The organism is Actinocrispum wychmicini, assembly GCF_004345645.1.
Lineage (GTDB): Bacteria > Actinomycetota > Actinomycetes > Mycobacteriales > Pseudonocardiaceae > Kibdelosporangium > Kibdelosporangium wychmicini.
In genome coordinates this window covers 1,148,218-1,172,208 of the sequence record NZ_SLWS01000002.1, presented here as the reverse complement: position 1 = coordinate 1,172,208, position 23,991 = coordinate 1,148,218, and the positions used below count along the sequence as shown (strand labels likewise).

Sequence of the window (23,991 nt, the reverse complement as noted above, 5' to 3'; positions counted from 1 at the left end):
GAGGGGCCAACATCGGACAGACGCGCGGGGCAGTCGTCCCGCGCGTCTGTCCGATGTTGGCCGGGATTCACCGGACCAGACAGGCATCCTGGTGGGCGTCACGTGCCCGCCCCAACCGATCATCGAGAATTCGGGCCGAGGAATTGATTCGCCACATCGAGCCCCGGGTGATCCCCCGGCGCATGGCCGGTGAACCGGCGGACGGAATCACCACGTTGTGGAACCAACCGGCGGCGTGCTGCGAGTCGATGGTGATGTGCAGCCGATGGTAGGTGATGCCGACCTTCGGCAGCCCCAGCCGTTCCCACGCGTGCACGACGTTCTTGAACCTGTCCGGTGCCAGCCATTCGGTCATGCCCAGGTAGCCGACCGCCTCGGGGTAGAGGTGACGATACCGGCACAGCAGGACCGCCAGGTTGCCGCCGAGCAGGTCGCTCGCCGTCAACTCGTCCTCCATTTCCTCCGGGGAGATGTCGAAGACCTCGTAGATCTTGTTGAACAGGTAGGTGTGCACCTGCTCGGGGTCACCGTTACCCATCTCGTCCCAGAAGTTGCCGGCGATCTCCATCTTGCTGGCACCGGCCGTGCCGATCTGCATCATCGCCAGGAAGTCGTCGAACCGGCCGTCCACCAGTGACTCCTGGATGACGTACTTGCGCAGGTCGGCTTCCTGGGCTTCGTCCCTGATGAACTCGGCGTAGTAGGGGTGCTTGAATGCGCGGTGCTCACGGACCTGGTCCTTGAGCCAGGACAGAAACGCCTTGGGCTCGCTGGGCGTCGAGTCCAACATGCCCGGTGTGATCATCAGGTCCTCGGCGGTGGTGGTGGCTGTCTCCAGCATCCGAGTGATTTCGTGCAGCAGCACCGACCCCTCCGCGCTCTCGCCGTCGGGAATGCGCATCACGGTCTGATAGATCCGGGCCAGCAGCAACTGCTGGGAGTATTGAGCGGCCGATCCGGCACCGGCCCGCACCGCCTCCTGGTTCAGCGACGCCACCTGGCCGACAATACGGTCCCGCTGATCGCCGAGTTTACGGTCGAGGTCGACGGCCGGCATAGTGAGCCACGACGAGATCTCAGCCGCCGTTTCGGCGAAATCGGCTGTGGCAATGGACGAAGGGACAAGCCTGTCCATCTTGGACATGAGTTCTCCAGTTCTTCGAGACTTCTTGGCAAGGACCCGAACGTGGCCGTCCTATCTGAACACGCCGAAGAACGCACGATTCCGACGAGGGCCCTCGTCGGCATCGTGGCACCGGGGCGCTGATGGGCCTCTGACGGGCGGCTGAGCTTTACCCGGATAAGTCCGAGCGCGACGGCTCACCGGTCAGTCGCAGATCAGCGATTCGGGATTACGGTTGACCCATGATCTATGACGACTGGACCTCATTGGATCTGGCCTACGCCCATGCAACCGATTACCTGCACGGACTGCGGAAGCGGCCGGTCGGTGCCACGGCGGGCACCGAGGAACTGGTCAAGCTGCTCGGCGGCCCGATGCCGGCCGAACCGATATCGGGGACGGCGACTATCGAACTGTTGGAACAGGTCGTCGCCGAGGGCGGTATCCCGACAGCGTCGGGGCCGCGCTACTTCGGGTACGTGACCGGCGGCACGCTTCCGGTGGCCATCGCGGCGGACTGGCTGGTGTCCGCCTGGGACCAAACAGCCAGCCTGTACAACCTCTCGCCGGCCATCGCGGTCGCCGAGCACGTCGCCGCACAGTGGATCCTGGAACTGCTGGGCCTACCCGAGCACGCCTCGGTGGGCTTCCCGACCGGCTGCACCATGGCGCACCTGACCGCGCTTGCCGCGGCTCGCCACAAGCTGCTGGCCGAGCTCGACTGGGACGTCGAACGCGACGGTCTACCCGGCGCACCGCGCATCACCATCATCGGCGGCGCCCTGCGGCACATCACCATCGACTTCGCCACCCGCTATCTCGGCTTCGGTTCCGGTAACACCAAAGTCGTCGCCGTCGACGACGAGGGCCGCATGCGCCCGGACGCGCTGCGCCAGGTCCTGGCGGAATGCGAGGGCCCGGCCATCGTCTGCGCTCAGATCGGTGACGTGAACTCGGGCGCCATCGATCCGGTCGGCGAGATCTGTGACATCGCGCACGAGTACGGCGCGTGGGTGCACATCGACGGCGCTTTCGGCCTGTGGGCCGCGGCGTCACCCGCGCTGCGCCATCTGGTGTCGGGCGTCGAGCGGGCCGACTCCTGGGCCTGCGACGCGCACAAGTGGCTCAACGTGCCGTATGACTGCGGCATCGTGGTGGTGGCTCATCCGGAGGCACACCGGGCCGCCATGCTCAACGAGCGTCCCGGCTACCTGCCGGCCCGGACCCCGGGCGAGCGCGACGCCATCGAGTGGGTTCCGGACTTCTCGCGTCGCGCCAGGTCCCTCCCGATCTGGGCCGTGCTGCGCACCCTCGGCGCCAAGGGGGTGGCCGAACTGGTTGAGCGCTGCTGTGCGAATACCCGTCGGTTCGCCGAGGGCCTGCTGCGCATTCCCGACGCCGAACTGTTGAACGAGGTGGTGTTGAACCAGGTGATGGTCCGGTTCGGCGACGATGACGAGCTGACCCGAGCGGTCATCGACCGTCTCCAGCACAGCGGATGCTGCTGGTTCGGTGGGACCGTGTGGTACGGCCGGGCGGCGATGCGGGTGTCCACTGTGAACTGGCAGACCACGGAGGAGGACGTCGATGTGGCACTGGCTGCGATCCGCGCGGCCGTGGCCGATGTCTATGCGTCCGACGGTGTGGAACTCGTCGATCATCCGAATCGAAACGAGGCACTCCACTCGTGACCACCACTATGCTGGCGGGCCGGCTCGACCTGGTCACGCGCGACTTCGCGATCGAAGAGGTGCCGATTCCCGAACCCGGACCGGGTGAAGTGCTGGTCGAGGTCCGCGCTTCTGGCGTCTGCCTGTCCGACGTGCACCTGATTGACGGCACACTGCGACCGGTCATCCGGAACAACCCCATCACCCTCGGCCACGAGGTCGCCGGCGTCGTGCACACGCTGGGCAGTGAGATCCCGCCGGGCATCACCGTTGGCCAGCGAGTGCTGTTGCAGGCACTCCAGACCTGTGGCGCCTGCGAGAACTGCGGGGTGCGCAGGTTCCCCTGCCAGCAGCCGATGACCAGGGGCGTGCACTTCGACGGGGGCTGGGCCGAGTACGCCATCGCCCGCGTCGACACTGTCGTGCCGATCCCGGACGATCTCCCGTTCGACCAGGCCGCGATCATTCCGGACGCCGTGTCGACGCCGTACGCCGCGATCACCACAACCGCACAGGTACGGCCAGCGCAGTCGGTCGGAGCGTGGGGTGTCGGTGGCCTTGGCGCGCATGGCGTGCAACTGCTGCGGATGATCGGCGCGGCCCCGATCATCGCGTTCGACCCCTTGACCGCTGCCCGCGAGCGGGCACTGGCCTTCGGAGCGGACGTCGCACTGGATCCGACCGCACCGAACTTCCTCGACGAGGTACGGCGGATGACCAACGGGCGCGGACTCGACCACACCTTCGACTTCGCCGGAGTGCCAGCCGTACGCCAACAAGCGCAGGCCGCACTCGCCGCCTACGGTTCGCTGACCCTGGTCGGACTGACGCGGGAGCCGCTCACCATCACCGACAGCGCCGTGCCGTTCAGCACCCGCCACCAGCGCCTGCTCGGCCACTACGGCTCACTCCCTCAGCACGTGGACGAACTGGTCACGCTGGTCGAACATCACCGGCTCGACCTGACCAAGTCGATCAGCGGGCACATTCCCCTGGCCAAGGCCGCGGACGCGATGCAGCAGCTGGCGGACAAGGTGAACGACCCGATCCGGCTCATCCTCACCCCATGACCCGTGTGCTCACCGAAACAGAAGCGTGCCGACCTGGACCTGGCCGTGACCCTCGATCCGACAACCCGTTGCTGCGCTACAACCGCGCGTTCGTGCTGCGGGCCCGTGGCCAATGGAACGCTGCACGGGCCGACCTGGACACCGCGGCGCTGCTGGCGCCGGACGACGAAGACGTGCTGGCCGCCCGAAAGGACCGCTTGGCCAAGGTGACAACGTGAGCACCACGCCGTCCACCAGGGCGCTGCGGGACACCCTGGGCCGCTACGCCACCGATGTCACGGTGATCACCACGGTCCACCGCCGAGACCCGATCGCCATGACGATCAACTCGTTCACGTCGGTCTCGCTGGACCCGGCACTCATCCTGTGGTGCATACACCGTTCCTCCCGGAGAGGACCTGCCGTGACCGCGGCCCGGCGGGTCGGTCGATCTTGGCCTGTGTGATCGCTTCGCGGTGACGAATGTGGGCTGTCGTCGCGCTGGACTCGATCCGCCGGAGCACTCGATAGGTCTACACGACACGGTCGTCGGCGAGCAACGCCTTCCATGTGCGCGGTCGCGATCTGCGCATCGCCTCGCGCACGAATCGTTCGGCCGCATCGTCGTCGTCCACTGTGTACGGGAGAACGTGTGGTGCGGTGGTTGTCGGCGCCGTGACCGGTGTGGACGGTGAAGTGGCAGTGGCTGGCGTAGACGGCAGGGAGAAAGGCGGTGCTGGTGCGGGCGCGGCATCGCGCCGTCCGGCCGTCACCGGTGTCCCTCTGGAAACGCTGTGGTCAGGAACCGTACCCAGATGCTGCGAGCCATCACGGGCACTGCGGGTCGGCCGTGGCGCGACCGGCAACGCGTCATGCCGTCCCGCTTCCGGCTCAGGACATATGGGTCCGCAGGTGAGAATTCCACCGCACGCAAGGCCTTTCCTGTGTTGGCAATGGCGATTGCCTTGTCCGGCACGAGTTTGTGAGAGCGCAGCGCGGGTCGCGGTGTGGATCGCTGTGTCCGAGCCAATGCATCGGAGGCGACAGCCTATTGTCGCGACTGGTTCCGCTATGGGCGGGTCGGTGCCGGCAGACGACGATGTCAGCCTCCCACGAGACGGACATCAGGCAGCTCCCTGCCAGCAGGTGTGCTCAACAGTTCGCGGACTCGGGTCAGCGGCGTGGTCATCGATATCCACAAGAGCCTGTAACGCGTGAGTGAACTTGGCGCCGAGCTGCGGATGTCGCACCTGAGCGCCACAATGCCCTGCCCAGCAGGACTCGAACGTCGGTGTGGTGCTGGGCTGTGATGCCAGGTAGTTGTCGAGCGCGTCACTGGTGCGGGTCAGGTAGTCAATGGCGGTGTCGGGTCGGTTGGCTCGCAGCTTCAACTGGCCCAGATGTCGGAGATCCTCTGCGGCTTCTCGGTGACGGTGGTGGTTCAGATGCACGGACAGCCGTTCTTCGGCGCAATCCATCGCGCAGTGTCGCCGGTCATGGGCCAGAAAGGTTGTGGCGAGCGCGTTCAGCGCGTTGACGTGCTGGTCAGGATCATCCAGCTGACGCCAGATGGCCAGTTCGTGCATTCCATCCATCTCCGCGATGTGATAGTCGCCTCGGGCGCGGTAGAACTCGGCTGTGTGTTGGAACACCGTGGCCAGCGTCGGGGATTGCGGTAGGGCCGGAAGCAGGTGAAGGCCACACGCGCGTAAGGCTTACACCAGGACGCGTCGGCGTCGGCCGGCACCATGGCCCATGCCGTGGCGAGAAACGACGCGGCGGTCGACGGATCGTCGTGTGCGATCAACTGCTGGGCTGTGGAGAGTGTTTGCTGCTGGCGCTGGGAGGGTGTTGGTGTTGTTGGATCTTGTCGCACGGTCCAGTCCGGGGCGTGTGAATTCGGCGAGGGGTTCACGGGCGGGTTGGCTCACCGGGCGGGCCGGGATCGGGGATGACCCAGCGGTGTGGGCGAGGTGGGCGTCCCACACTTTGTTGATCTCGCCGGTCCGGGCGAGGTGCTCGTAGGCGTGGTGGACGGCTTCGACCGGTACGTGGAGACCGCGGGCGAGACGTTCCTCGACGGGTAGTTCGTGTGTCCATTCTCCTTGGTGGAGACGGGTGGTGAGGAGAGCGGCGAGATCGGGCAGGGATGGTTGGGGTGGGTGCTGTGGCGTCCACTGCGTGAGGGTGCAGCCGGGGCGTCCTCGTTGGTGGGTGGTGCGGGTCAACCAGCCGGCGGCGACCAGGATGTCGGCGGACTGCCCGATGACGTCGGGCCCGATGACGGGGTACTCGTGGCTGAGGGTGTCCACGCTTGGCAACGCCGGCGGGCGTTCGCGGGTAGATGTTGTCCGATGCTGTTGTCGAACTCGACGGATGAGGTCACCGGCGACCCATGCGGTGATCGCCGGCCCGGAGTGTGTGGTCGTCCGCGAGGACGATCCGGCCGAGCTTGTCGGCGTTCGGCTTGGCGCGGGCGATGTCTCCCGCGTGTTCCAGGTTCCGGTACGCCTGTCGCGCGGTCGTCACCCGGCAGGCGCATTCAGCCGCCAACGCGGTCACCGGGGGCAGGCGACCATCGGCCCGCGTTGCTGCCAGATCCCGTCCCGCACGTGGGACATCACGCTGGGCACGGTGGCGTCGTGGGCCGGTGTGTTTGCCGGCTGTCACTGGTATTGGCGGCCGTTCGCCGGTGGGCGGCGGACCAGGACGCGGTGCACGATCCCCCAGCTTTCGGCGAGCCTCAAGGCGTTGATGGCGGTGGTGGGCGAGGTGTCGAGGACCCGCGCGAGTTGGTCGACGGTGGGCGGGAAGGTGACTGCGGTCCAGGTGCCGTCCCGCACGCGGGCCTTGATAGTTTGGGCTTTCTGGTAGAGGAGCGGGCGTCGTTGTTCGTCGGATACCCGGGGTAGTGGCCCGACGGGCAGGTAGCGGCGATGTGTCGTCCACGTGGTGGCGACCGGCACGTACTGGAAGACACCGTCGTGGACCAGCGCACGGTAGGCGAGAGTCAGGGTCGCCTTGCTGACCTTGAGCCCGGCCCGCATAGTGTCCATGTCGGGCATGTTGTCGACCGTCAAGGTGCCCGCCTGGACCGCCTCGGTCAGCAGCGTCATGACCTGGCGTACGCACGGGGTGATGTCCTCGGGGTGTGGTGCAGCGCAGCCGAGGCGCGTGGATGTCAGCGCCGACCGCTACGCCGAGGGCAGCAAACCCTGACCACGCCCGTGATCTGCTTGGGGTGTTGCGGGTGCGGGCCGTGCTCGGGTTGCCGTGCCGGTCCCGGACGGTTCCTGGTGGGCGCATCTGGCCAGCCAAGCGACCCCGCTCACCTGGTAGGCCAGAGAAGACTCCCGAACGGGCGAACAACGTGAATGTGGTTGCGTCCCGGCGGCGAATCCTGTTGGGGCGCAACCACATCGGCCATGCTGCGGGGGGTTCAGTTCGGGGGCGCGGCGGCAGCCGCCTGCTCTGCCGGAGCGAGCGCGAGACGCCTCGGCTTGTCCTGGGTCTTCACCGCGACACCGTCCTCGAGCAGCTTGTCCAGCGCGTTGCTCACCGCTCCCGACGATTTCCCGCCCAGGGTCTTGGCGATCGTGGTGGGACCGAACTCCTGACCGGGTGGTCGCGCAGGTGGTCCTCGACCATCCCGCGCAGCGCACCGGGTACCAGCCGGTCCGACTTGCCGTCCTTGCCGTCGCCGCTGGCCGTCTGCATGGCGTTGTTGGGCGGGGCACCGTCAGCGGATGTGGCCGCCTCGGTGCTGGCGGGTGCGGCGTCTGCCGGTTCGGTCTTCTCGGGTACGGCGTCGACGGCCGCGTCGGTGGCGTCGACCTTGGCGATCGCCCACACGTCGGCGGCGCGCCGTCCGCCTTCGGCGATTCCGGGGGTGCGGGTGACGCTGCCGTCGTCCGCCCAGTGGGCGAGGATTTTCTGCGCGGTCGACCTCCCGATACGTGCTGTTCCTGCCAGGAAGGGGGCGGTGTTGTGGGGGTGGGCGTGCAACGCTGCCCACAGCTTGTCTTCGGTGTCGGTGCGAACCGCTGTGGTGGTTGGCTGGTCGGGTACCGGCCGCAGGGCACGGGCGGTGCCGGTCGTCGCGGTGGTGCGGGTTGTGCGGGTACGGGTCTTGCTGGGCATGACGTTTCCCTCGATTCGCATGTGGTGATCGGTGGGTGGTCATGCCCCGGCCGGGGCGGGTGTGGCCCCCGGTGCGCTGCCGGTGTGTTCGGGCTACACGACTATGGACGCTTCCTTCGGTCGGTGAAGTCAAGCATCGTCGGCACAATATGACTGTCTCGTGTAGATGGTTGCGGTGATCACCATCGGTAGTTGACGCTCGTGATGCTCCGTTGTGCCACCAAACTCGGGAATGAGTCGCGGTCACACGGTTGATTGACCCACAGAAGGTGCAGGCTTCGTCTCCGTCACTGTTAGTCTGCTCGAAGAGTCTTCTCGGGCGGCGCGCCACGCGGACGCAGCCAGCACGATGAAACGTGGTCGGGAAGAACAGCTAGCTTCTGGTGTGGTTGTGGTTGTGGTGTCCAGTCTGGTTGAGGCGGTTCATGCCATAAAGCGGCATCGTCGCGTGGCGTGCCTACCCTCTCGCCGCACACGACGCGGGTCTCCGGACAACAACAGTGCCGGTTGCGAGTCATCGGTCAACTCCCCGCATGATCAGTTCGACATCTCTTGTACGTCACGGTTTGCGGTAGCGCCCGTTCTCCGTGATGGAACCGGCACATCCCATGAACGTTCCTACGGTGGGCGTCAAGCAACGTCGACGATCGCGTCCCGGTTCATCACCCGCTGAACGCTCGCCGGTGTCGACCTCTGCGGCAACGATTCTCCCGCCGCCAGTGTCGCTCTTCAGTCTTACGGAGGATGCGCCTCCACATGCGCTTACCGCTCTTACCACTCTTACGGCGGGCCTTGAACGCGCGAGCGGCGTAGAACCCATCCGCGTTCCACGGGTCGTCGACGCCGTGGATGCCTCGATTACGGTTGCTGGCCAGCACCACTGTCACCTCGCAGGGTCTCAGACATACAGTCTTGGTTGGATCACACAACCATGGACGCTTCCCTCGGTATGCGAAGTCAAGCGGATCCAGGAAAAACAAGACCGCCGTCTCGTGTAGAGAGTGGTTGCGCAGAGGTGGGAATCGTTGCGCCACACGGGTCTACTTCGCCACCGTCATGGACACCGACATTGACAACTCCGCGACGGCGAAGCGTCCATATAGGTCGATCACGTGAAACCTGAAGGAGGGTAACCGATGTGACGCCAACCCGCGTACGCTGCAGCGGGTGTCCGTGCCCGCTGTTCGCGCCATCGTGCGACCGTGCACAAACGACCCGACCTGGGAACCGGATCCTGGAACGCAAGTTCTCATGGCGAACGGCACCTACAAGCCAATCGAGAAACTGCAACCCGGCGACATGGTCCTCGCGACCGACCCGGAAACTGGCAGAACCGAACCCGAGCTCGTCATCACCCCGCTGGTCGGTGACGGTCTCAAAAACCTGGTCCAACTCACCATCGACATAGACGGCCCAACCGGCAACCAACCGGCACCCTCACCGCCACCGACAACTATCCCTTCTGGTCTCCCGAACTCCACAAATGGGCGACCGCAGGCGAACTCAAGATCGGTAGCCTCCTACAAACCGCAGCCGCACCAAGGTCCAAGTCACCGAAATCCGCAAATGGGCCGCCTACGAACGTGTCCACAACCTTAACGTCGACGTGTTGCACACGTACTACGTTGTCGCAAACGGCATGCCAATTCTTGTCCACAACGCGGATCCGCGGTGTGGAGGGGCCAACGTTGCTGGCGGGAATATGGAGATGGCGACGGTGGGCAGATGGATGTGTCCGGCCGAGTATGAGAAGATGGTTGCCACTGGATGTGTACAAGGAGGCGAGGGTGGGGTGTCACGAGTCGCGTTTCCGTCGGATCCGACCGCTCATAGAGCTGCCCCCAAGGGTGACATGTATGTCGAATTTGATGTTCCGGCGGGCACTTTGATGCCGGGTGGCACAGACGCCTGGAGATCAATCCATGGGCCGAACAGCCCTGGTGGTCGTCTCAATGCAAATAAAGGTCTTCCGTTGCCGGAGCTTCCTGAGGGTACGCAAACGTCCGGATCGTAATAGAGTGATTCCAATGGAAATGATTATGTTGGATTCGCTGGAAGCCTGGTTTGCTCAAAATGGCCAATTTATGGCAGACCAAGGACTTTCCGTAGAGCTTGGTAGGTCGTCGTCTAGTCAGAGTAGTAACCGCTCTGTCAGGGTGGACATCGATTCAGAAGATCGAGTAGGTCAGATCATTCTGTGGGAAACGGGTGAGATTGAGATAACACTAGGATCCGTTGGTTCTGACGACATGATTTTGGATGTTGGTGAAATTAGGTCGCTCGACGAACTCTGGGGATGGTTACGTAAACTGCTGACTTGGAATGGGGTAGATCGGTTGTGGCCTGCGTAGGTAGTACTCGCAGAATTTGTCGGCCAAGTCGGTAGAATTCGAGCGATGCAGATGGAGGTCGGAGGAGCGTCCGAGGTAGCCGGTGGTGACTTTTTTCAGTCGGCGCGGGTGACACTCGCCGCTGATGATGCGGAATCAAGCACGGCGCCTGTGTAACTTGGCCGACGCGTTCCGCGCCGTTGACGACTATAGATAATGGGACGAGCCATGGCGGATGATTTCGGTGTAGATCTTCACCTCGGCGGGGACATGCCTGGCTCGGCATACGCCTGATCTGCTCGGTTGGTGCGGTCAGGTTCGTCTGTTGAGGTGGTGATCAGCTCGCGATTGGCGGTGCGTGCGGTGTCGAGTTCCTGATCGCGTTCCGCGACTTTGCCGTGTAGTTCGACGACCTGCTGTTCCAGCTCGGTGATTCGGCGTTGGAGCTGGTCGATGTCGGCCGGGGCGCCCAGCCCGACTCCCGCCACGTCTGCTCGCCGACCGTCATTCCGGCCGCCGCGCGCTGGTGGCTTTCAGCGACCGCCAGCTGTGCTGCGGAGACTCGGTGAAGACCACTGGCTGCTTCGATCCTTCGCGCGCCCAGTACTCACTGGGGAGGGTTCCGCGGCCCGCGTGTTCACCCGCTTGGCCGTTGCCTCGCCGGGTTCTGTCGGCCACGGTGGGGATTCTGCGCGGCGGCCAGGCCATCGCGGACCCCGCCACCGCGGCAAACTGGTCACCGTCGTCATCGAGGACACCCACCTACGGGTCCTGCACGGCGAGGAAGAGATCGCCGTCCGCCCCCGCCGCAACCTCAAACCCATCACCCGACTTCACGTCACAGGAGTTGGAGTCAACCCGAGAACACGTCAAGCGTCTCCCGACGACAAAACGTCAAGCAAGTCCTGAGACCACACAGTGACATCGGGTGCCCGGCGCGACCATACACGGCGCTACCTCGTCCACGCCGTCCATGGACTCCATGCGGAATTCCGGGGTTGTCCGCGTATCGGCAGTTCCCTTGTTCCTTGTGGCAGAGCAGCCTTACGGTCGGGATACAACACCGAATCGGCTGACTAGGGGCGTCAACAGTGGACAGTCAGAGCACCGGGCCAAGTTCAGGGAAAGCCAGACGGCGCGTGCTGTGCATGATGCTCGGTCCCGCATTGACGGTAGGATTCGCGGCCGGCTGGGCAGCGGATCCGGTAAGCGGTGCCGCACTTTCAGCGACTGTCGTCTCAGCGACGGCGGCCGTCATCAACCTTTGCTGTCATCAACCTTTGCCGTACGTCTTGTGGGCCGAAGGGCCAGGATCCATGACCCTGTTGTGCGGCAACCAGTTTCTGTCAGGCCGTTCTTGTCGCTGGTCCGGACGGTCTATCTGCGTCGGCACTGATCGCGTGTTCGTGGACTACCCGCTGCTGTCAACCTGAGGCCGTTCCCTCAAAGCCACGGTGGACTCCAGAGTCGCAAGATGCGGATTCGCTTACCAGCCGACAGACAAGTCTCGTGGACAAAGTCAACGGCCACGTCGTGTGCCGATGGATGTCGGCGACTTGATCAACGAACATGAGTCTGCAGCAGATTGATGTGCAGGCCCACGCCGTGAGGCGAACTTCTGGAACCCATTAGGTGGTTGGTTGCATGCCACTCTCTGTCGATGCGCGGAGGCCGAATGGGTGATGTTTTCCAGGAAAGCGGTGGTCGACGGTTTATCCCCAGTGGAGTGTCGGCGTGTAGCGCTACTCTTGTTCAGTTCAGGACTCACGGGGAGGGCTTCGCCGTGGCTGGTGCGTCACTGTCGACAGTAGGTGTGTCCGAGCATATCGACACCCGTTGTTTCTGTATTTGGGCAGGCCACGGCATTGCATCTGCCAGGGACGCCAGGGCGGCCGTGGTGGGTCGTCCGATCAGGATGGTCGGATGGAGGGCGGACTCGTCGGGGTTGGTGCGTGCGCTGCTGGGTCTGGCTGAGTGGCGGCGGAGTTCGTGCCATCTGAAACGACTCGGGCGCCGTCCGAGGTGGGGGCGGTCGCCGCCGAGGTGAAGTTGTCCTTAGATGTGTTCGTTTGTGGTGGTCCGGCAGGTCGCTGCGCCCTGCTCTGTATTGGACAGGCTGTGCGGGATCGGGACTGCCGGTTCGGCCATCTGGTCAAGGAGCGGCGTTCAAGTTATATGTTCGTAGTCTCGGGAGCGAGGTGCGGCAGGTGTCGTCAGACGATGTGGGATCGGTTGCGTGGCCGGTGCTGTTTCGCGGACCGGAGCGGGTGGGCTGGAGGTTCAGCGATCGCACAGCGCAGAGGCAGGCGTTTGGTGAGAAACGACCGGTTTGGGACGGTGAGCCGATGCGGCCGGCGGGCACTGTGGTGCCGGCCGCGTTGTTGCCGTTGGCGTGTGGGTTTCTCGGCGGGGTCACGCCACAGGTGCTCGACGACAGCGACTCGCTTCATCGCCAACTGGAGCGGGTTCAGTTGGACGCGCGTGGTCGGAGTGACGATGCGCGGCTGATCTCGCGGGTCACGTTCGCTCTCATTCTTGTGGGCGGTGTTTTGTGGTGGTTGGTGGCGTCGGTGTATGCCTGGTTTCACCATGGATCGGCATCGTCGTTCTGGATAACGATGCTATGGGCAGCGGGTCTGGCGGTTCTTACCGCTGTCGTGGTCGGGAAAGCGTGGCTCGGCCTCGTGCGTTGGCTCACGAGTGTGGTGAGCAGCTCGTGGCGGCTGTCCTACCAACGCCATGAGCAACAAGCGAGGGAATGGGACGCCAGACGCGAACAGTTCGAGAACAACGAGACATCGCGACTGGCCAGTATCTCGGACTGGATCACGGCACGCCTGCCACGCAGCGTGACTCGGGTGAGTGTGGTCGGCGACAACACCTATGGGTGCGAGGCGCTGCTGACTGTGATGTGCGCGTCGATTCTTGCGAGTGGTGGATCCACGACCGTACTGGATCTGACCGGCGACATCGTGGTGGGCGAGTTGGTTGAGGGAGCGAGGGAAGCCGGTTACAGAGTGGCCTTCCGATTGCTTCCCACCGAGTTGGCGGACGTGGACCTGCTGGCAGGGATGGCGGACAAGCAGGTGGTCCAGCTTCTGGTCGAGGCACGACACGGTGGCCAGGAGAAGGCGGACCTCGGTGTACGTGGGGTGGACGAAGGGCTATTGACCACGACCATCGCGGTGCTCTCGCCGGGTGGGTTGTCGATGGGGCGTATCGCGGCGGCCCTGCGGGTGGCGATGCACGCGCGGGCGCGGGACACCGACGAGACGTTGCTGTCGCTCGCCGAGCGCTCGGCGCTGCGGAGGGCGTTCTCGGACGAATACCGCCGCCAGGTCTTGGCCAACCTCCGGGACCTGGAGGCGATGGCCAATCCCTTGTCTGCAATGGGCACCGGTGACGTCAGCCCGTTGGAGGGACAGTTGCGGGTGCTGTCGATGTCCAGTGAGTGGACCAGCGCCAAGACCGACTTTCTCAGCGACTTGTTGGTCGGTTGGGCAGCTCAGCAGGTGATCGACAATCCTCTCGCGGTGCCCACCCTTGTGGTCACGGCGGCAGATCGCCTGGCCGCCCGGCACTTGGACCGCCTGTCGGACCTGTGCGAGCGCCGTGGCGTGCGTCTGGTGGCGATGTTCCGGAAGTTCGAGGAGACGACCGCCAGGATGACCGGCCGCGGCGAGATTGCCTTCATGCGCCTGAACGACCCACAGCAAGCCACACGAGCGGCGGACTACATCGGCCGCGAGTACAAGTTCACGGTATCCCAGACATGCACCACCGTTGGCGGGCAGGACACCCACTCAATCGCCAACAACGTGAGCTATACCGACAGTTCCGGCGAGACCCGCGGCCGGGGTACCAATCACTCCCGCACCCGGGGTGACAACAGCGGTGCCTCGTGGAACTCCAAGGTGCCCAAGACCTCGAACACGTCGCGCACCAAGGGATGGAGTGAATCGGACACGCGGTCGTGGAATCGGACACGTAGCTGGGGAACCACGGTCTCGGACGCGACAACCAAGAGTTGGTCGGATTCCGAGACCCGGCAGCGGGTGCATGAACACCGTGTCGACCCCGAGGTGATCAAGAACCTGCCGGACTACGCGATGCTGCTGGTGGAGTCGACCAGTGACGGCAGCCCGAAGAGCATACGGCTGGTGGAGTTGAACCCGGAAATCGCAATGCTGGACGCCGATCCCGCCGGAAGACGCGACGCGATCAAGGCCACCGAGATGTGGTCACCAGGGTGAACACCCCGACGACGAGTGGACCCGCCAGCGCGAATGGGGCACCAGTGACCCCTGGCGCTGACGGCGTCCCGTCGGGTTCAGCAGCGGGGATGAACCCGTTTGGTCGGCTGAATGCCATGGAGTGCCTGTGCCAGGTCGAGGAGGTGTACAAACCGCCGACACACGGTGCCGCACCCGGGTCGCATGCGGCGCGTCTTGATCTAGGCCACGCGCGGTATGCCTCCATCGTCGCGGCCTACCATCAGCGTCTCGCGAGTGGCGAACCGCTTGTGGTCACCTGGTATCGGAAGGCGCTCGGCGCGCGGGTGACCGTCGCTGTGTCCACCAGTTCAGCCGGGCAAGACTATCCGGCAGCGCTGGTGTTTCCCCCTGGCGCACGTGGCCGACCGATCACGTCCAACGCCGTACGCGCCGACCTGGGCGCGATTGCCTGGTGGGTGCCCGTTGCCGGGGTCGTGGACGCACTGGTGCCCGGTCTACATCCGGACCTGGCACAGGGCGGAGCGGAACCCCTGGCAGGGTTGGAACAAAGTCTGCTGGCCGCCTGGCATGGGCCGTTCGCGTGGCTGTTGCTCGCCGATCCTGTACGGCCAGGAGACATGAGCCACGAAGCGGCATGGCTCGCCGATCAGGAAAGCACCGCGCGCGACCACGCTTCAAACCCCGAGGACTTGATCACGGCCGAACGCCTCGCTCGCCGCTACCGGGAAGTCAGCGCCGGCCACTCCACCGGACTGTGGCGGGTACGGCTGCTGGCAGGAGGTGTAGACGAGCCCTCGGCTGCTGCGGTGGCCGGGCTGCTCGTGGCCGGGCAAGACTTCCGTGGCACCCCTTACGCGCTCATCCCGCACAAACCGGTCCATGGGCTGGCCAACGCCGCCGACGCCATGGTTGAACAGGATGGCGTGACGCAGGTGCCGTTCCTGGCTGACCCGCATCTGCTGACCACCCTCGCGCAGATTCCGGCCACCGAGATACCGGGAATCCGGCTGGTCGAACGTTCCACCTTCGACGTCACTCCGGAACACACCACGGACACGGAAGACGTCCTGTTGGGACAGGTCCTCGATCATGACGGCCTCCCCGCAGGACCACTCCGTGTCGGCTTCGACACCCTCAACCGACACGCCTTCGTGTGTGGGGCAACTGGCTCGGGTAAATCCCAGACTGTCCGGGCCGTTCTCGAGCAGTTGGCACGATCGCCGCGCCCGGTCCCATGGCTGGTGATCGAACCGGCGAAAGCCGAGTACGCCGGCATGGCCCGACGCCTCCACGACATCAGTCCACCGGTGCTCGCTATCCGGCCCGGTGACCCGTCGAGCATTCCCGGATGCCTCAATCCACTGGAACCCGAACCAGGCTTCCCGCTACAAACCCACATCGACCTCGTGCGCGCCCTGTTCCTGGCGGCCTTCGACGCCTACGAGCCCTTTCCACAAGTGCTCAGCCACGCCCTCGACCGCGCCTACCGCGACCTTGGCTGGGACGCGGCCCTTGGCAAACCGAGAAAACCAGGCGTCACGCCGCGCTATCCGACGCTCGGTGAACTGCGCGACATCGCGCTCGATGTGGTCGAGAACATCGGCTACAGCCGAGAAATCACCGACAACGTGCGCGGCTTCATCGACGTCCGCCTCGGCAGCCTCACCTTGGGCACTCCCGGACGGTTCTTCCACGGCGGCCACGCCCTCGACCTCGCCCAGCTGCTCAACCGCAACACCGTCCTCGAACTGGAGGACATCGGCAATGACCAGGATCAAGCATTCCTCATCGGCGCCGTCCTCATCCGCATCAACGAACACCTGCGCCAACGCCACCAGCAACGCAAGCACGACAGGAAGGACTCCTCGGTCTGGCACGGCCAGGGCAACAACACGGAGTACCTGCGCCACGTCACCGTGATCGAAGAAGCTCACCGCCTGCTCAAGAAAGTCGAGCCCGGCAGCCCAGCCGCACATGCGGTCGAACTGTTCGCGACGCTGCTCGCCGAAGTCCGCGCCTACGGCGAAGGGATCATCGTCGCCGAGCAGATCCCCACCAAGATCACCCCTGACGTGGTGAAAAACTCTGCCCTGAAGATCGTGCACCGCCTACCCGCCGCCGACGACCGCGACCTGGTGGGCGCCACCATGAATCTGACCGACGAGCAATCCCGCTATGTCGTCGCCCTCCCACCCGGACGAGCAGCCGTGTTCGCCGGCGGCATGGACCACCCCCTCCTCGCACAAGTGCCCTTGGGCCACGCGCGGGAATCCGATCACAATGTCGACCGCACACCCGGCATCCTCAAGCCCCGCAGTCCCGCCTGCCCCGCCACCTGCTCATCCCGTCCGTGTACACGAGAAGAAATCGGCCAGGCAGAACACCTCATCGACGACACCCCCCGGCTGATCCTGTGGATCGAACTCACGACCATCGCGCTCTTGACCGGTCAACCCAAACCCAACCCCGAGCGTCAATGGCTCGATCAACTGACAGCCGACAACGACCAACACACACTCGACTGCGCGATCGCCAAACTCATCCACGACGCTGTCGACACCCGCTACCCAGGACTCGTGTCGTATTTCCAGCCCGAAGACCTCGCTGGCCACCTTAGAACCCTGTGCCGCCACCTACTCGCCAACGAGCCCCTATCTGGCGACAGACCCGAGACGCATTGGCAAGCCGGCCAGTACAGATGGTTCGACGTCGTCACCGCCCTCGTTGAGGCCGACGATTCGCCCGACCCGCATCCCGACACCGAACACTGGCAGCGACGCGGACTCCGCCTCCCGGACGGCTCGTGCAGGCAACAACTCGAGGCCCTTAGCAGGCTCCCGGAACTCATACAGAACTCGCTGGCCACGTACCGCGGCCGGACGACGCCCACGTACTACGAGAAAGCTGCAGCTAAACTCGACCCGGACCCCGAGCCAGTTAGCTGCCTAACCCGCGCAATCGACTTTCTCAACCTTGACTGGGACTTCAAGGAACTGCTCTACCCCGATACAGCGAGCTCTGACGCCCCATGAGCGAAATTTCCGATGGCTCAACTACCACGCCCGTCGACAGCACCGCCAAGACCCCTCGGGGCGCTACAAGCCCGACAAGACGTTCCACAGGTGGAGGAGCTGACCTGACAACTCCCATCCCAGCCCAACAGATGACGCGGGTTGCGCGGCCGCGTGAGTCGGGTGGTAAGGGGGGCAGATCGGAGGTTGATACAGGTTCGGCCCCGCCTGTCGTGGGGCCAGTGCAGGTTGCGCAGAGGCGACGTGAGTCGGGTGGTAAGGGGGGCAGATCGGAGGTTGATACAGGTTCGGCCCCGCCTGTCGTGGGGCCAGTGCAGGTTGCGCTGAGACGGGGTGCTCGCCCCGCTATTGAAGAATCCGACTCTTCTAGCGAGGCTGCGGCGAGTACCGGTGACCAGCGCAGCGCAACACCTCGGGCAGACTCGATGCGCAACAAGAGACCTGACAAAATCCCGGCCGCCGCGTGGAATCGCATATGCGATGGCGTAGCGTTCAATGAAGTCCGGGAACCATATTACAAGGAGCGCGGGGGAGCTAACGAAGTCTACGTCGCGGACGCGAAAGGCCGGAGGTATAAAGTCGATTCATACATGCCCAATAAAGAAATCGTTTCTCGCAAGGAGACCCAATTCTCCGAAATCAAGGAGAGTACGGTGATGGGCTACCTTCAGGAACTTAGACGAAAGTACAACCCGAGTATGCGTATCTTGAGTACAGAGGGTAATCTGAAAAAGTTGCCAGATTACGTGGGTAAGAACTTGGCTGGCGTTCAAGTCCTTGAAATTCCGTCACAGAAGAATCGCGAAGTATTGGAAGTTTTCAAGAAGCGAGCACTTGATGACTTCCAAATTATGATTAGAGAAGCTAGGCTATAATAGCTGAGTGACTCTAATTCAAGGAAGAGGTGAACGTATGCATGTCTCCTACTGTCGCATATGGAATTACTGGACCAGTAATCCGATCGACCCGCTCTCGGTTTCGGATGCTCGCCGCCATGACGTTAGCGGCGAGTTGTACACAGCTGTTGTGGGTCCGCTTGAAGATCCTGATGCCATCGTTGAGGTTGTAAGGCCGGAACATATAGGGGTTCACTTTCTTGATGAGAAACGTCGAAAGTGGCAAACGTTTACGTTTTGGCTGGTTGATAAAAAGATGTTCTTGAAGTCCATTATTCGATGGCAGTACGGGGATGACAGCGCTCGGCTAATAAACGAATCGGAACTGATTGAGGAGATCACCTACAAAGTCGACGGCACGGTTCGTAGGGAGATAACGGACGAGAAGGCGCATGAGCGAACTGTTACTGACTATCGCGACGTTAACCTTGACATCAACTGGGAGCCTGTGCCGGAATTCGGCGACTGGGGGTCAATCACTCGGTTTGACCGGGATAAGCCGGCCCGGCAAGCCTAAACAGGATCTGTTGACCAGCTCCTCATCTCGGTCACTCGGTTTACCGGACGCTGCTACGGCAAAACGTCGGTTGAACTGTGTCCCTTGTGATGGGCCTCGGGGATTGTGGTCTGTACCCGTGGGGCCGTTTGGTGACCCGACCCACTTGGACGTTTGAGTGCGAGATCCCGGTGGCCATGTCCGACCAGCGGGTTGACGAGCCCGAGTCGCCGTGGCGCCACTTCGACGGCAAGCATCGGGCTCTACTCGCTTATGCCTGGCGAAGCAGAGTCACTCGCGAAACGCCTGGCTATGCTCTGTTCGCCGCGTTCTGCCGAGTCCAACTCCGACACTGTCGCCACCGCCTCGCTGACGTCGCTGGCTGCACGCGTCGACGTGCTGGTCGTCGATACCTGGCATGCCGCGCACGCAGCGACGAATGCTATCGACTCCGTTCGCCCACGTGACAAGCAGGTCTTCCCAAGCGGCCGGGGCGTGAGTGCTTTCCTGCAAGCGCTGGAACGGGTTGTAGCGACGTAGTGTCCCTACATGTTCGAACACAACGCCGGTGACGCCCTCGGTGTCCACAACGCACCTGCCGCGGCGGGAACGAGCGACAGCCCAGTTCGCGTTCACTAGACACTGGTGATGACGATATGTCCGATTCATACTGGACGTGTGTGGAGCAATCTGGAGCAGGGATGTGCGTTGGGCGTGCACGCTACGGTAGCGAACTGCACTCTATCGCAGTGGTTGCAACGTGTCTGACGTGGCGATACTCTGGAGTGCCAGGTCAGAGGCACTGTCCAAACTGGACTGGCAGTGTGGGGGTCAGGGGTTCGAATCCCCTCAGCTCCACAAACCCTTCAAAACCCATCTGGTCCATGCGGCAGCACGACGAAGCGATCCAGCACCTGGGCAAAGCGGTGGCCTTGGCGGACCGCCACCATGGCGACCGAGGCAGGGCTCGCGCCCTGCCTCGCCGACTACGACACCGCGCGCGACCACTGCCAGGCCGCGCTCGCGTTGCACCGGAACCACCGCAGTTCCGGCGGCATGACACACACTTTGGACAGCCTGGGATTCATCGAACACCAGACCGGCAACCACAGACGTGGCATCGGCCACTACCACGAAGCGCTGATCCTCTACCGCAACCTTGGTGCCGCCTACGAAGTGGCCGACACACTCGACCGGATGGGCCATTCACACGCCAGCCACCCTCGGCCACATCGACGAAGCCACGCGCGTACAACTGCAACTCAACGACGAGACCACGGAGCCCGAGCGCGACGACTAGTCGATCGACCGACATCACCCGCACCCGGCACTGGCACCGACAACGCCACCGACAACGGCCTGGTCGACCCACGCTTCCATCGGAAGCTGACAGGCGGCTACGCGTACTCACGGTTGGAGAAGTCGCCGAGCACCCGGATGGTCAAGTGAAGCCTGACTGGCTACGGCATCGACCTCAGCCACTGGAACCGCGTCACCGACTGGAACACCGTGCGCGGCAACAACATCAGAGGCGTCCGGAGTAACAGCCGACGGCACCGATATCAACAACCAACGCGAGGAAGTATCCCGAGTTCCAAGAACCCGGTGGCCGGGATGCTGATCATCCCGGCCACTTCGTTCACCTCACTGATCCGGCGCTAGCTCGCCTGCTTCCTTCGGCCGGCCAACACCACGCCGACCCCAAGCAACAGCAGCACCATGCTCAGCACCGTCAGGCCCGTCACGTTCGCCCCGGTCGAGGCCAACCCAGCCGAAGCCGGAACTACGGATCCCTGCGGCTGCGGAGCAGCGGGACTCGCCGGCTCACCGGGCACCGGTTGCTGGGTGTCCGGGAACGGGTCAGCCTTCTCCGGGCCGGGCACCAGGAGGATGTCTCCATTGTCGGAGCCCGATCCCGAGACGTAGAAGAACTGCCCGAACTCGTCGAAGAACTTCCACGGTCCGACCACGACCAGTTCGTACTGACCAGCAGGCAGACCGCTGAACGAGAACTTCCCGTCGGAGTCCGTCCGGGTCTTGGCCACCGGCAGGTGGGTGAAGCCGTCGAGCAGCACCACCTTGGTGTCCGGAATCGGGTTACCGGCCCTCGGGGACTCCGATCCGTCGCCCTTCAGCGTCTGGGTGAGTCGCCCCGAGCCGCTGCCGATCGCACCCGGAACCCTTGCCCGCGCCAAGACCACCGGATGCCCGGCCGCCGGATGCCCCTGGGCTCCGAAGCTACAGGCGGCGAACACCTCACCGGCGTCGCGGCTGCCCACGGGCACCTTTTCGGACACGTCGAAGATCCGGGTCGTCCCGGCCGGGACCGTTACCCCTTCGGCCGCCTTGTCCAGCGCGCCCCAGCCGGGACCACCGATCAGGCCGTTGGGCGCCTCGGATCCGCAGGTCGCCTTGACGCCGGTGAGATCTACCGTGCCCTTGTTCACCAGTGTGACTGTCAGGTGGGCGCTCTCCCCTTCCGCGTAGCTATCCTTGGTGAACACGAGTGTCGGCACCAACGAGTCGGACAGCGGCGGTATGGCCTTGATGAGCACACCGACGTGACCGGCCTTGTCGAGCTGGAAGCTGTCGAACCCGTTCCCGCTCTCGCCAAGCGGCACCCATCTGCCCGTCGGGTCCTCGAATCCGACGAAGTACTGCCCGGTGTTCAGCGCCGAGAACGCGAAGCTGCCGTCGGGTTTCGTGGCCTGATCGGTCGACTTGCGCGGTACACCGCCCGAGACGCGGATCAGGATCCCACCCAGGCCCTCGCCGTCATCGAACTTCCCGTTGCCGTTCGTGTCGGCGTAGATCCGGCCGGCGTAGTCACCGGTGGTGACCGTGACCGACGCTTCGATGTCGAAGACGTTGTTCGGCAAGTACCTGTCGTTGCCTTTCAGGAACGCCTGGCCCGACAAGGTGACGACGCCACTGTCCGGAGCCCGAACGGTTCCGGTGACATCGACGACCCTGGTCGCTCCCGCCGCGATGTGGCCTCCGCCGCCGAATGCGCCGAGATCGCCCAGGCTGGCCTCGTCCACCACGAGCGAGGTCGGGTCCGAGAAACTTTCGTGGAAGATCCGCACCTCGTCGGCGTCCGCCTCGCCGACATTGGCGACGGTCATCTTGACGTGGACCAGATCGCCGGACTCGTACGCCTGCTTGTCGAACTCTGCGGTCACCCGCAGGTTGGCCAGCTTGCCTTCCTGCCCATGCCGGGGTTCGACGAAGAGCTCCTGCACACGCGGCGGGGTGTCCGCCACGACGGAGAACACCACAAAGGAGTTCTGCCACTTCCACGGGTCGTCGATCCGCAACTCGTACGCGCCGGCCTGCAGGTTCTCAACAGCGAACCGACCGCTGCCGTCCGTGCGGGCCTCGCCGAGAATCACACCGGTGTCCTGGTCGGCGACCCTGACCGTCACCCCGGACCGCTCCTCACCGGGATCCACCTGGAAGTTGTGGTTCAAGTCCTCGGCCACCACACCGACGCCGGTCGCGTGAACGCCCAGCACGGTGGCCGTCGCGTTGCCGAAAACCCTTGCCTGGAGCGGGTAGTTGGCCGGCCCGAACGAGCACGCGACGGAGACGTACCCGTACCGTGGCGATGCGGCCGGCACCGCCTCGGTGACCTGGACGGTCTTGACCCCGTTCGCCGGAACCGTCACGCCCTGCGCCCCGGCAGCCAGATCACCCCATCCGGAGCCGGTTCCGACCAGCTCCGGCCCATCCTGCCGATGCGAGCACTGGGCGACGACGCCGGCAAGCGGGCGCGCGCTCGTATTGCGCAGGGTCACCGTGACCTTCGCGGTGTCTTCGGGGGCGTAGTTGGACTTGTCGAACTTCATGGTCACCCGCAGGGTATTGAACAGGCTGCGGATGGCCGTGATCGTGACGTTCGCGTACTTGCCGGAATCGTCAATCGTCAGACTGTCGAACCCGTTCCCGGAAAGGCCGGGGACAACCCACGGGAAGGACGCGGTGCGGTAGTCGACAAAGTAGTTCCCCACCGGCAGGTCGGGAAACTCGAACCGGCCCTGGGCATCGGTCGTCTTCGTCCGGGCTTCCTGCCCGTGGCCGGAGAGGGTGATCGTCACCCCGCCGAGTCCCTCGCCCGGATCGATCGTGCCGTTGTCGTCTATGTCAGCGACGATCGCACCACCGAAGACACCAGTCGCCTGGGTCAGCGGAACCTCGACGAAGGTGGCGTTGTCGGCCGGGTTGGCGTCGCCTGTGTCCGCGGTGACCTTGACAGAGAACGTCACCTTTCCGTTGTCAGTCTTGAGAACGCGACCAGTCAGCTCAGTCGTCCAGTCCGTGTTCGGTTCGACGCGGACACCGGGCTTCGTCCCCAGTGGACCCCAGGCGCTCCGGACATCCAGGTCGCCGCCGCCCGAGGCGCGAACCCCCTCCGCGGCGACAGAACCCGTGTTGTTGATGGTGACCCGCATGGTGGCCGAATCGCCGGCCTTGTAGGTCGGTTCGGTGAAAGCGGCCGAGACCTTGAGGTCGGCGAGGCCATCCCGCGCGGACGCCGGACCCGCCGAACCGCTCGACGGCGGCGCCGGGGCGGGGGCGGGGGCGCCGGACGGGTCCGCGGGTGGAGTCGTTGTCGTCGTCGGTTCCGGCTTGGTGCTCGAAGGCGGCGCTGGTGGGGCCGGATCGGCAGACGTCGGCGGAGGTGGGCTGGATTCCCCTGGTGGTGGGGTTTCCGAGGTTGGTGGTGGTTGGGTCGACTTGGTCGACGTGGTGGTCGGTGGCGCGGGTTCGGTGGTGGTTGGTTCGTCCGCGGCGGCGGTTCCTACGGCCAGGCTGCCGCTCAGGATGAGAGCCACGGAAAACGCACCGAGACGCGTGGCGAATCGGCGCATTGATCTTCCAGACAACGACACTCCCCAAATGCCAAGTCTGTGCTTACGGCACCCCGACGGGGCGTGAGAACCCCCATGCCGCCCAGACGTCCGGTTTGACCACAGGATGGTACCAGCGGCAACGCCCCGACGGAGTTGCGCGCCTCCTG

18 protein-coding genes are annotated in these 23,991 nt (G+C 64.3%); 11 read left to right on the top strand and 7 right to left on the bottom strand.

Annotation, left to right across the window (positions count from 1 at the left end):
- Positions 1 to 67 precede the first annotated feature (67 nt).
- Complete coding sequence (locus tag EV192_RS13625) at positions 68 to 1,144, bottom strand: iron-containing redox enzyme family protein (RefSeq protein ID WP_132114944.1); 1,077 nt, start codon at positions 1,142 to 1,144, stop codon at positions 68 to 70.
- Positions 1,145 to 1,365: 221 nt separating this feature from the next.
- Between EV192_RS13625 and EV192_RS13620 the strand changes: the two genes are divergently transcribed.
- The 4 genes from EV192_RS13620 to EV192_RS13610 are packed head-to-tail and all read left to right on the top strand — an operon-like array spanning position 1,366 to position 4,308.
- Positions 1,366 to 2,814, top strand: a complete 1,449-nt coding sequence (locus tag EV192_RS13620) for a pyridoxal phosphate-dependent decarboxylase family protein (RefSeq protein WP_132114942.1) — start codon at positions 1,366 to 1,368, stop codon at positions 2,812 to 2,814.
- The gene (locus EV192_RS13615; protein ID WP_243726804.1) at positions 2,811 to 3,863 is read left to right on the top strand and encodes a zinc-binding dehydrogenase; all 1,053 of its coding nucleotides are present in this window, start codon (positions 2,811 to 2,813) and stop codon (positions 3,861 to 3,863) included. The genes EV192_RS13620 and EV192_RS13615 overlap by 4 nt, the downstream gene beginning before the upstream one ends.
- Positions 3,860 to 4,081: a tetratricopeptide repeat protein gene (locus EV192_RS53770; protein WP_165960283.1), complete on the top strand. Its 222-nt coding sequence runs from the start codon at positions 3,860 to 3,862 to the stop codon at positions 4,079 to 4,081. The genes EV192_RS13615 and EV192_RS53770 overlap by 4 nt, the downstream gene beginning before the upstream one ends.
- Positions 4,078 to 4,308 (top strand): flavin reductase family protein, encoded by a 231-nt coding sequence (locus EV192_RS13610; protein WP_207926012.1) that lies wholly within the window; start codon positions 4,078 to 4,080, stop codon positions 4,306 to 4,308. The genes EV192_RS53770 and EV192_RS13610 overlap by 4 nt, the downstream gene beginning before the upstream one ends.
- 658 nt (positions 4,309 to 4,966) lie before the next feature.
- Here EV192_RS13610 and EV192_RS13605 read toward each other — a convergent pair.
- The 4 genes from EV192_RS13605 to EV192_RS13590 form a co-directional block, all read right to left on the bottom strand.
- On the bottom strand, positions 4,967 to 5,428 hold the full coding sequence (locus EV192_RS13605; RefSeq protein ID WP_132114938.1) for a hypothetical protein: 462 nt from the start codon (positions 5,426 to 5,428) through the stop codon (positions 4,967 to 4,969).
- 796 nt (positions 5,429 to 6,224) lie between these two features.
- Positions 6,225 to 6,404, bottom strand: coding sequence for a hypothetical protein (locus EV192_RS13600; protein ID WP_132114936.1), 180 nt, complete (start codon positions 6,402 to 6,404; stop codon positions 6,225 to 6,227).
- Between the two features lie 104 nt (positions 6,405 to 6,508).
- A complete protein-coding gene (locus tag EV192_RS13595) occupies positions 6,509 to 6,958 on the bottom strand; it encodes a GntR family transcriptional regulator (RefSeq protein ID WP_132114934.1) in 450 nt (149 codons plus the stop codon).
- 439 nt (positions 6,959 to 7,397) lie between these two features.
- The gene (locus EV192_RS13590) at positions 7,398 to 8,003 is read right to left on the bottom strand and encodes a hypothetical protein (RefSeq protein ID WP_243726803.1); all 606 of its coding nucleotides are present in this window, start codon (positions 8,001 to 8,003) and stop codon (positions 7,398 to 7,400) included.
- Between the two features lie 1,618 nt (positions 8,004 to 9,621).
- Here EV192_RS13590 and EV192_RS57345 point away from each other — a divergent pair.
- The gene (locus EV192_RS57345) at positions 9,622 to 9,996 is read left to right on the top strand and encodes a TreTu family toxin (protein ID WP_424923356.1); all 375 of its coding nucleotides are present in this window, start codon (positions 9,622 to 9,624) and stop codon (positions 9,994 to 9,996) included.
- A 13-nt stretch (positions 9,997 to 10,009) separates the two neighbouring features.
- Positions 10,010 to 10,333 carry an immunity protein TriTu family protein gene (locus tag EV192_RS13585; protein ID WP_132114932.1) on the top strand — a complete coding sequence of 108 codons (324 nt, stop codon included), beginning with the start codon at positions 10,010 to 10,012 and terminating at the stop codon, positions 10,331 to 10,333.
- 233 nt (positions 10,334 to 10,566) lie between these two features.
- Here the strand turns inward: EV192_RS13585 and EV192_RS53765 are convergent, their stop codons facing one another.
- On the bottom strand, positions 10,567 to 10,800 hold the full coding sequence (locus EV192_RS53765) for a hypothetical protein (RefSeq protein ID WP_165960282.1): 234 nt from the start codon (positions 10,798 to 10,800) through the stop codon (positions 10,567 to 10,569).
- Positions 10,801 to 12,510: 1,710 nt separating this feature from the next.
- Here EV192_RS53765 and EV192_RS13575 point away from each other — a divergent pair.
- From EV192_RS13575 to EV192_RS13555, 5 genes are all read left to right on the top strand, one after another.
- Positions 12,511 to 14,565, top strand: a complete 2,055-nt coding sequence (locus EV192_RS13575) for a hypothetical protein (protein ID WP_132114930.1) — start codon at positions 12,511 to 12,513, stop codon at positions 14,563 to 14,565.
- An 89-nt stretch (positions 14,566 to 14,654) separates the two neighbouring features.
- Entirely contained in the window at positions 14,655 to 17,579 is a 2,925-nt protein-coding gene (locus tag EV192_RS13570; protein ID WP_132114928.1) for an ATP-binding protein, read from the top strand.
- A 311-nt stretch (positions 17,580 to 17,890) separates the two neighbouring features.
- Positions 17,891 to 18,454, top strand: coding sequence for a hypothetical protein (locus tag EV192_RS13565; RefSeq protein WP_132114926.1), 564 nt, complete (start codon positions 17,891 to 17,893; stop codon positions 18,452 to 18,454).
- Between the two features lie 37 nt (positions 18,455 to 18,491).
- Positions 18,492 to 18,992, top strand: coding sequence for a hypothetical protein (locus tag EV192_RS13560; RefSeq protein WP_132114924.1), 501 nt, complete (start codon positions 18,492 to 18,494; stop codon positions 18,990 to 18,992).
- Positions 18,993 to 19,919: 927 nt separating this feature from the next.
- Positions 19,920 to 20,420 (top strand): hypothetical protein, encoded by a 501-nt coding sequence (locus EV192_RS13555; RefSeq protein WP_132114922.1) that lies wholly within the window; start codon positions 19,920 to 19,922, stop codon positions 20,418 to 20,420.
- Between the two features lie 209 nt (positions 20,421 to 20,629).
- Here the strand turns inward: EV192_RS13555 and EV192_RS13550 are convergent, their stop codons facing one another.
- Positions 20,630 to 23,806, bottom strand: coding sequence for an SdrD B-like domain-containing protein (locus tag EV192_RS13550; protein ID WP_132114920.1), 3,177 nt, complete (start codon positions 23,804 to 23,806; stop codon positions 20,630 to 20,632).
- Between the last annotated feature and the right edge of the window lie 185 nt (positions 23,807 to 23,991).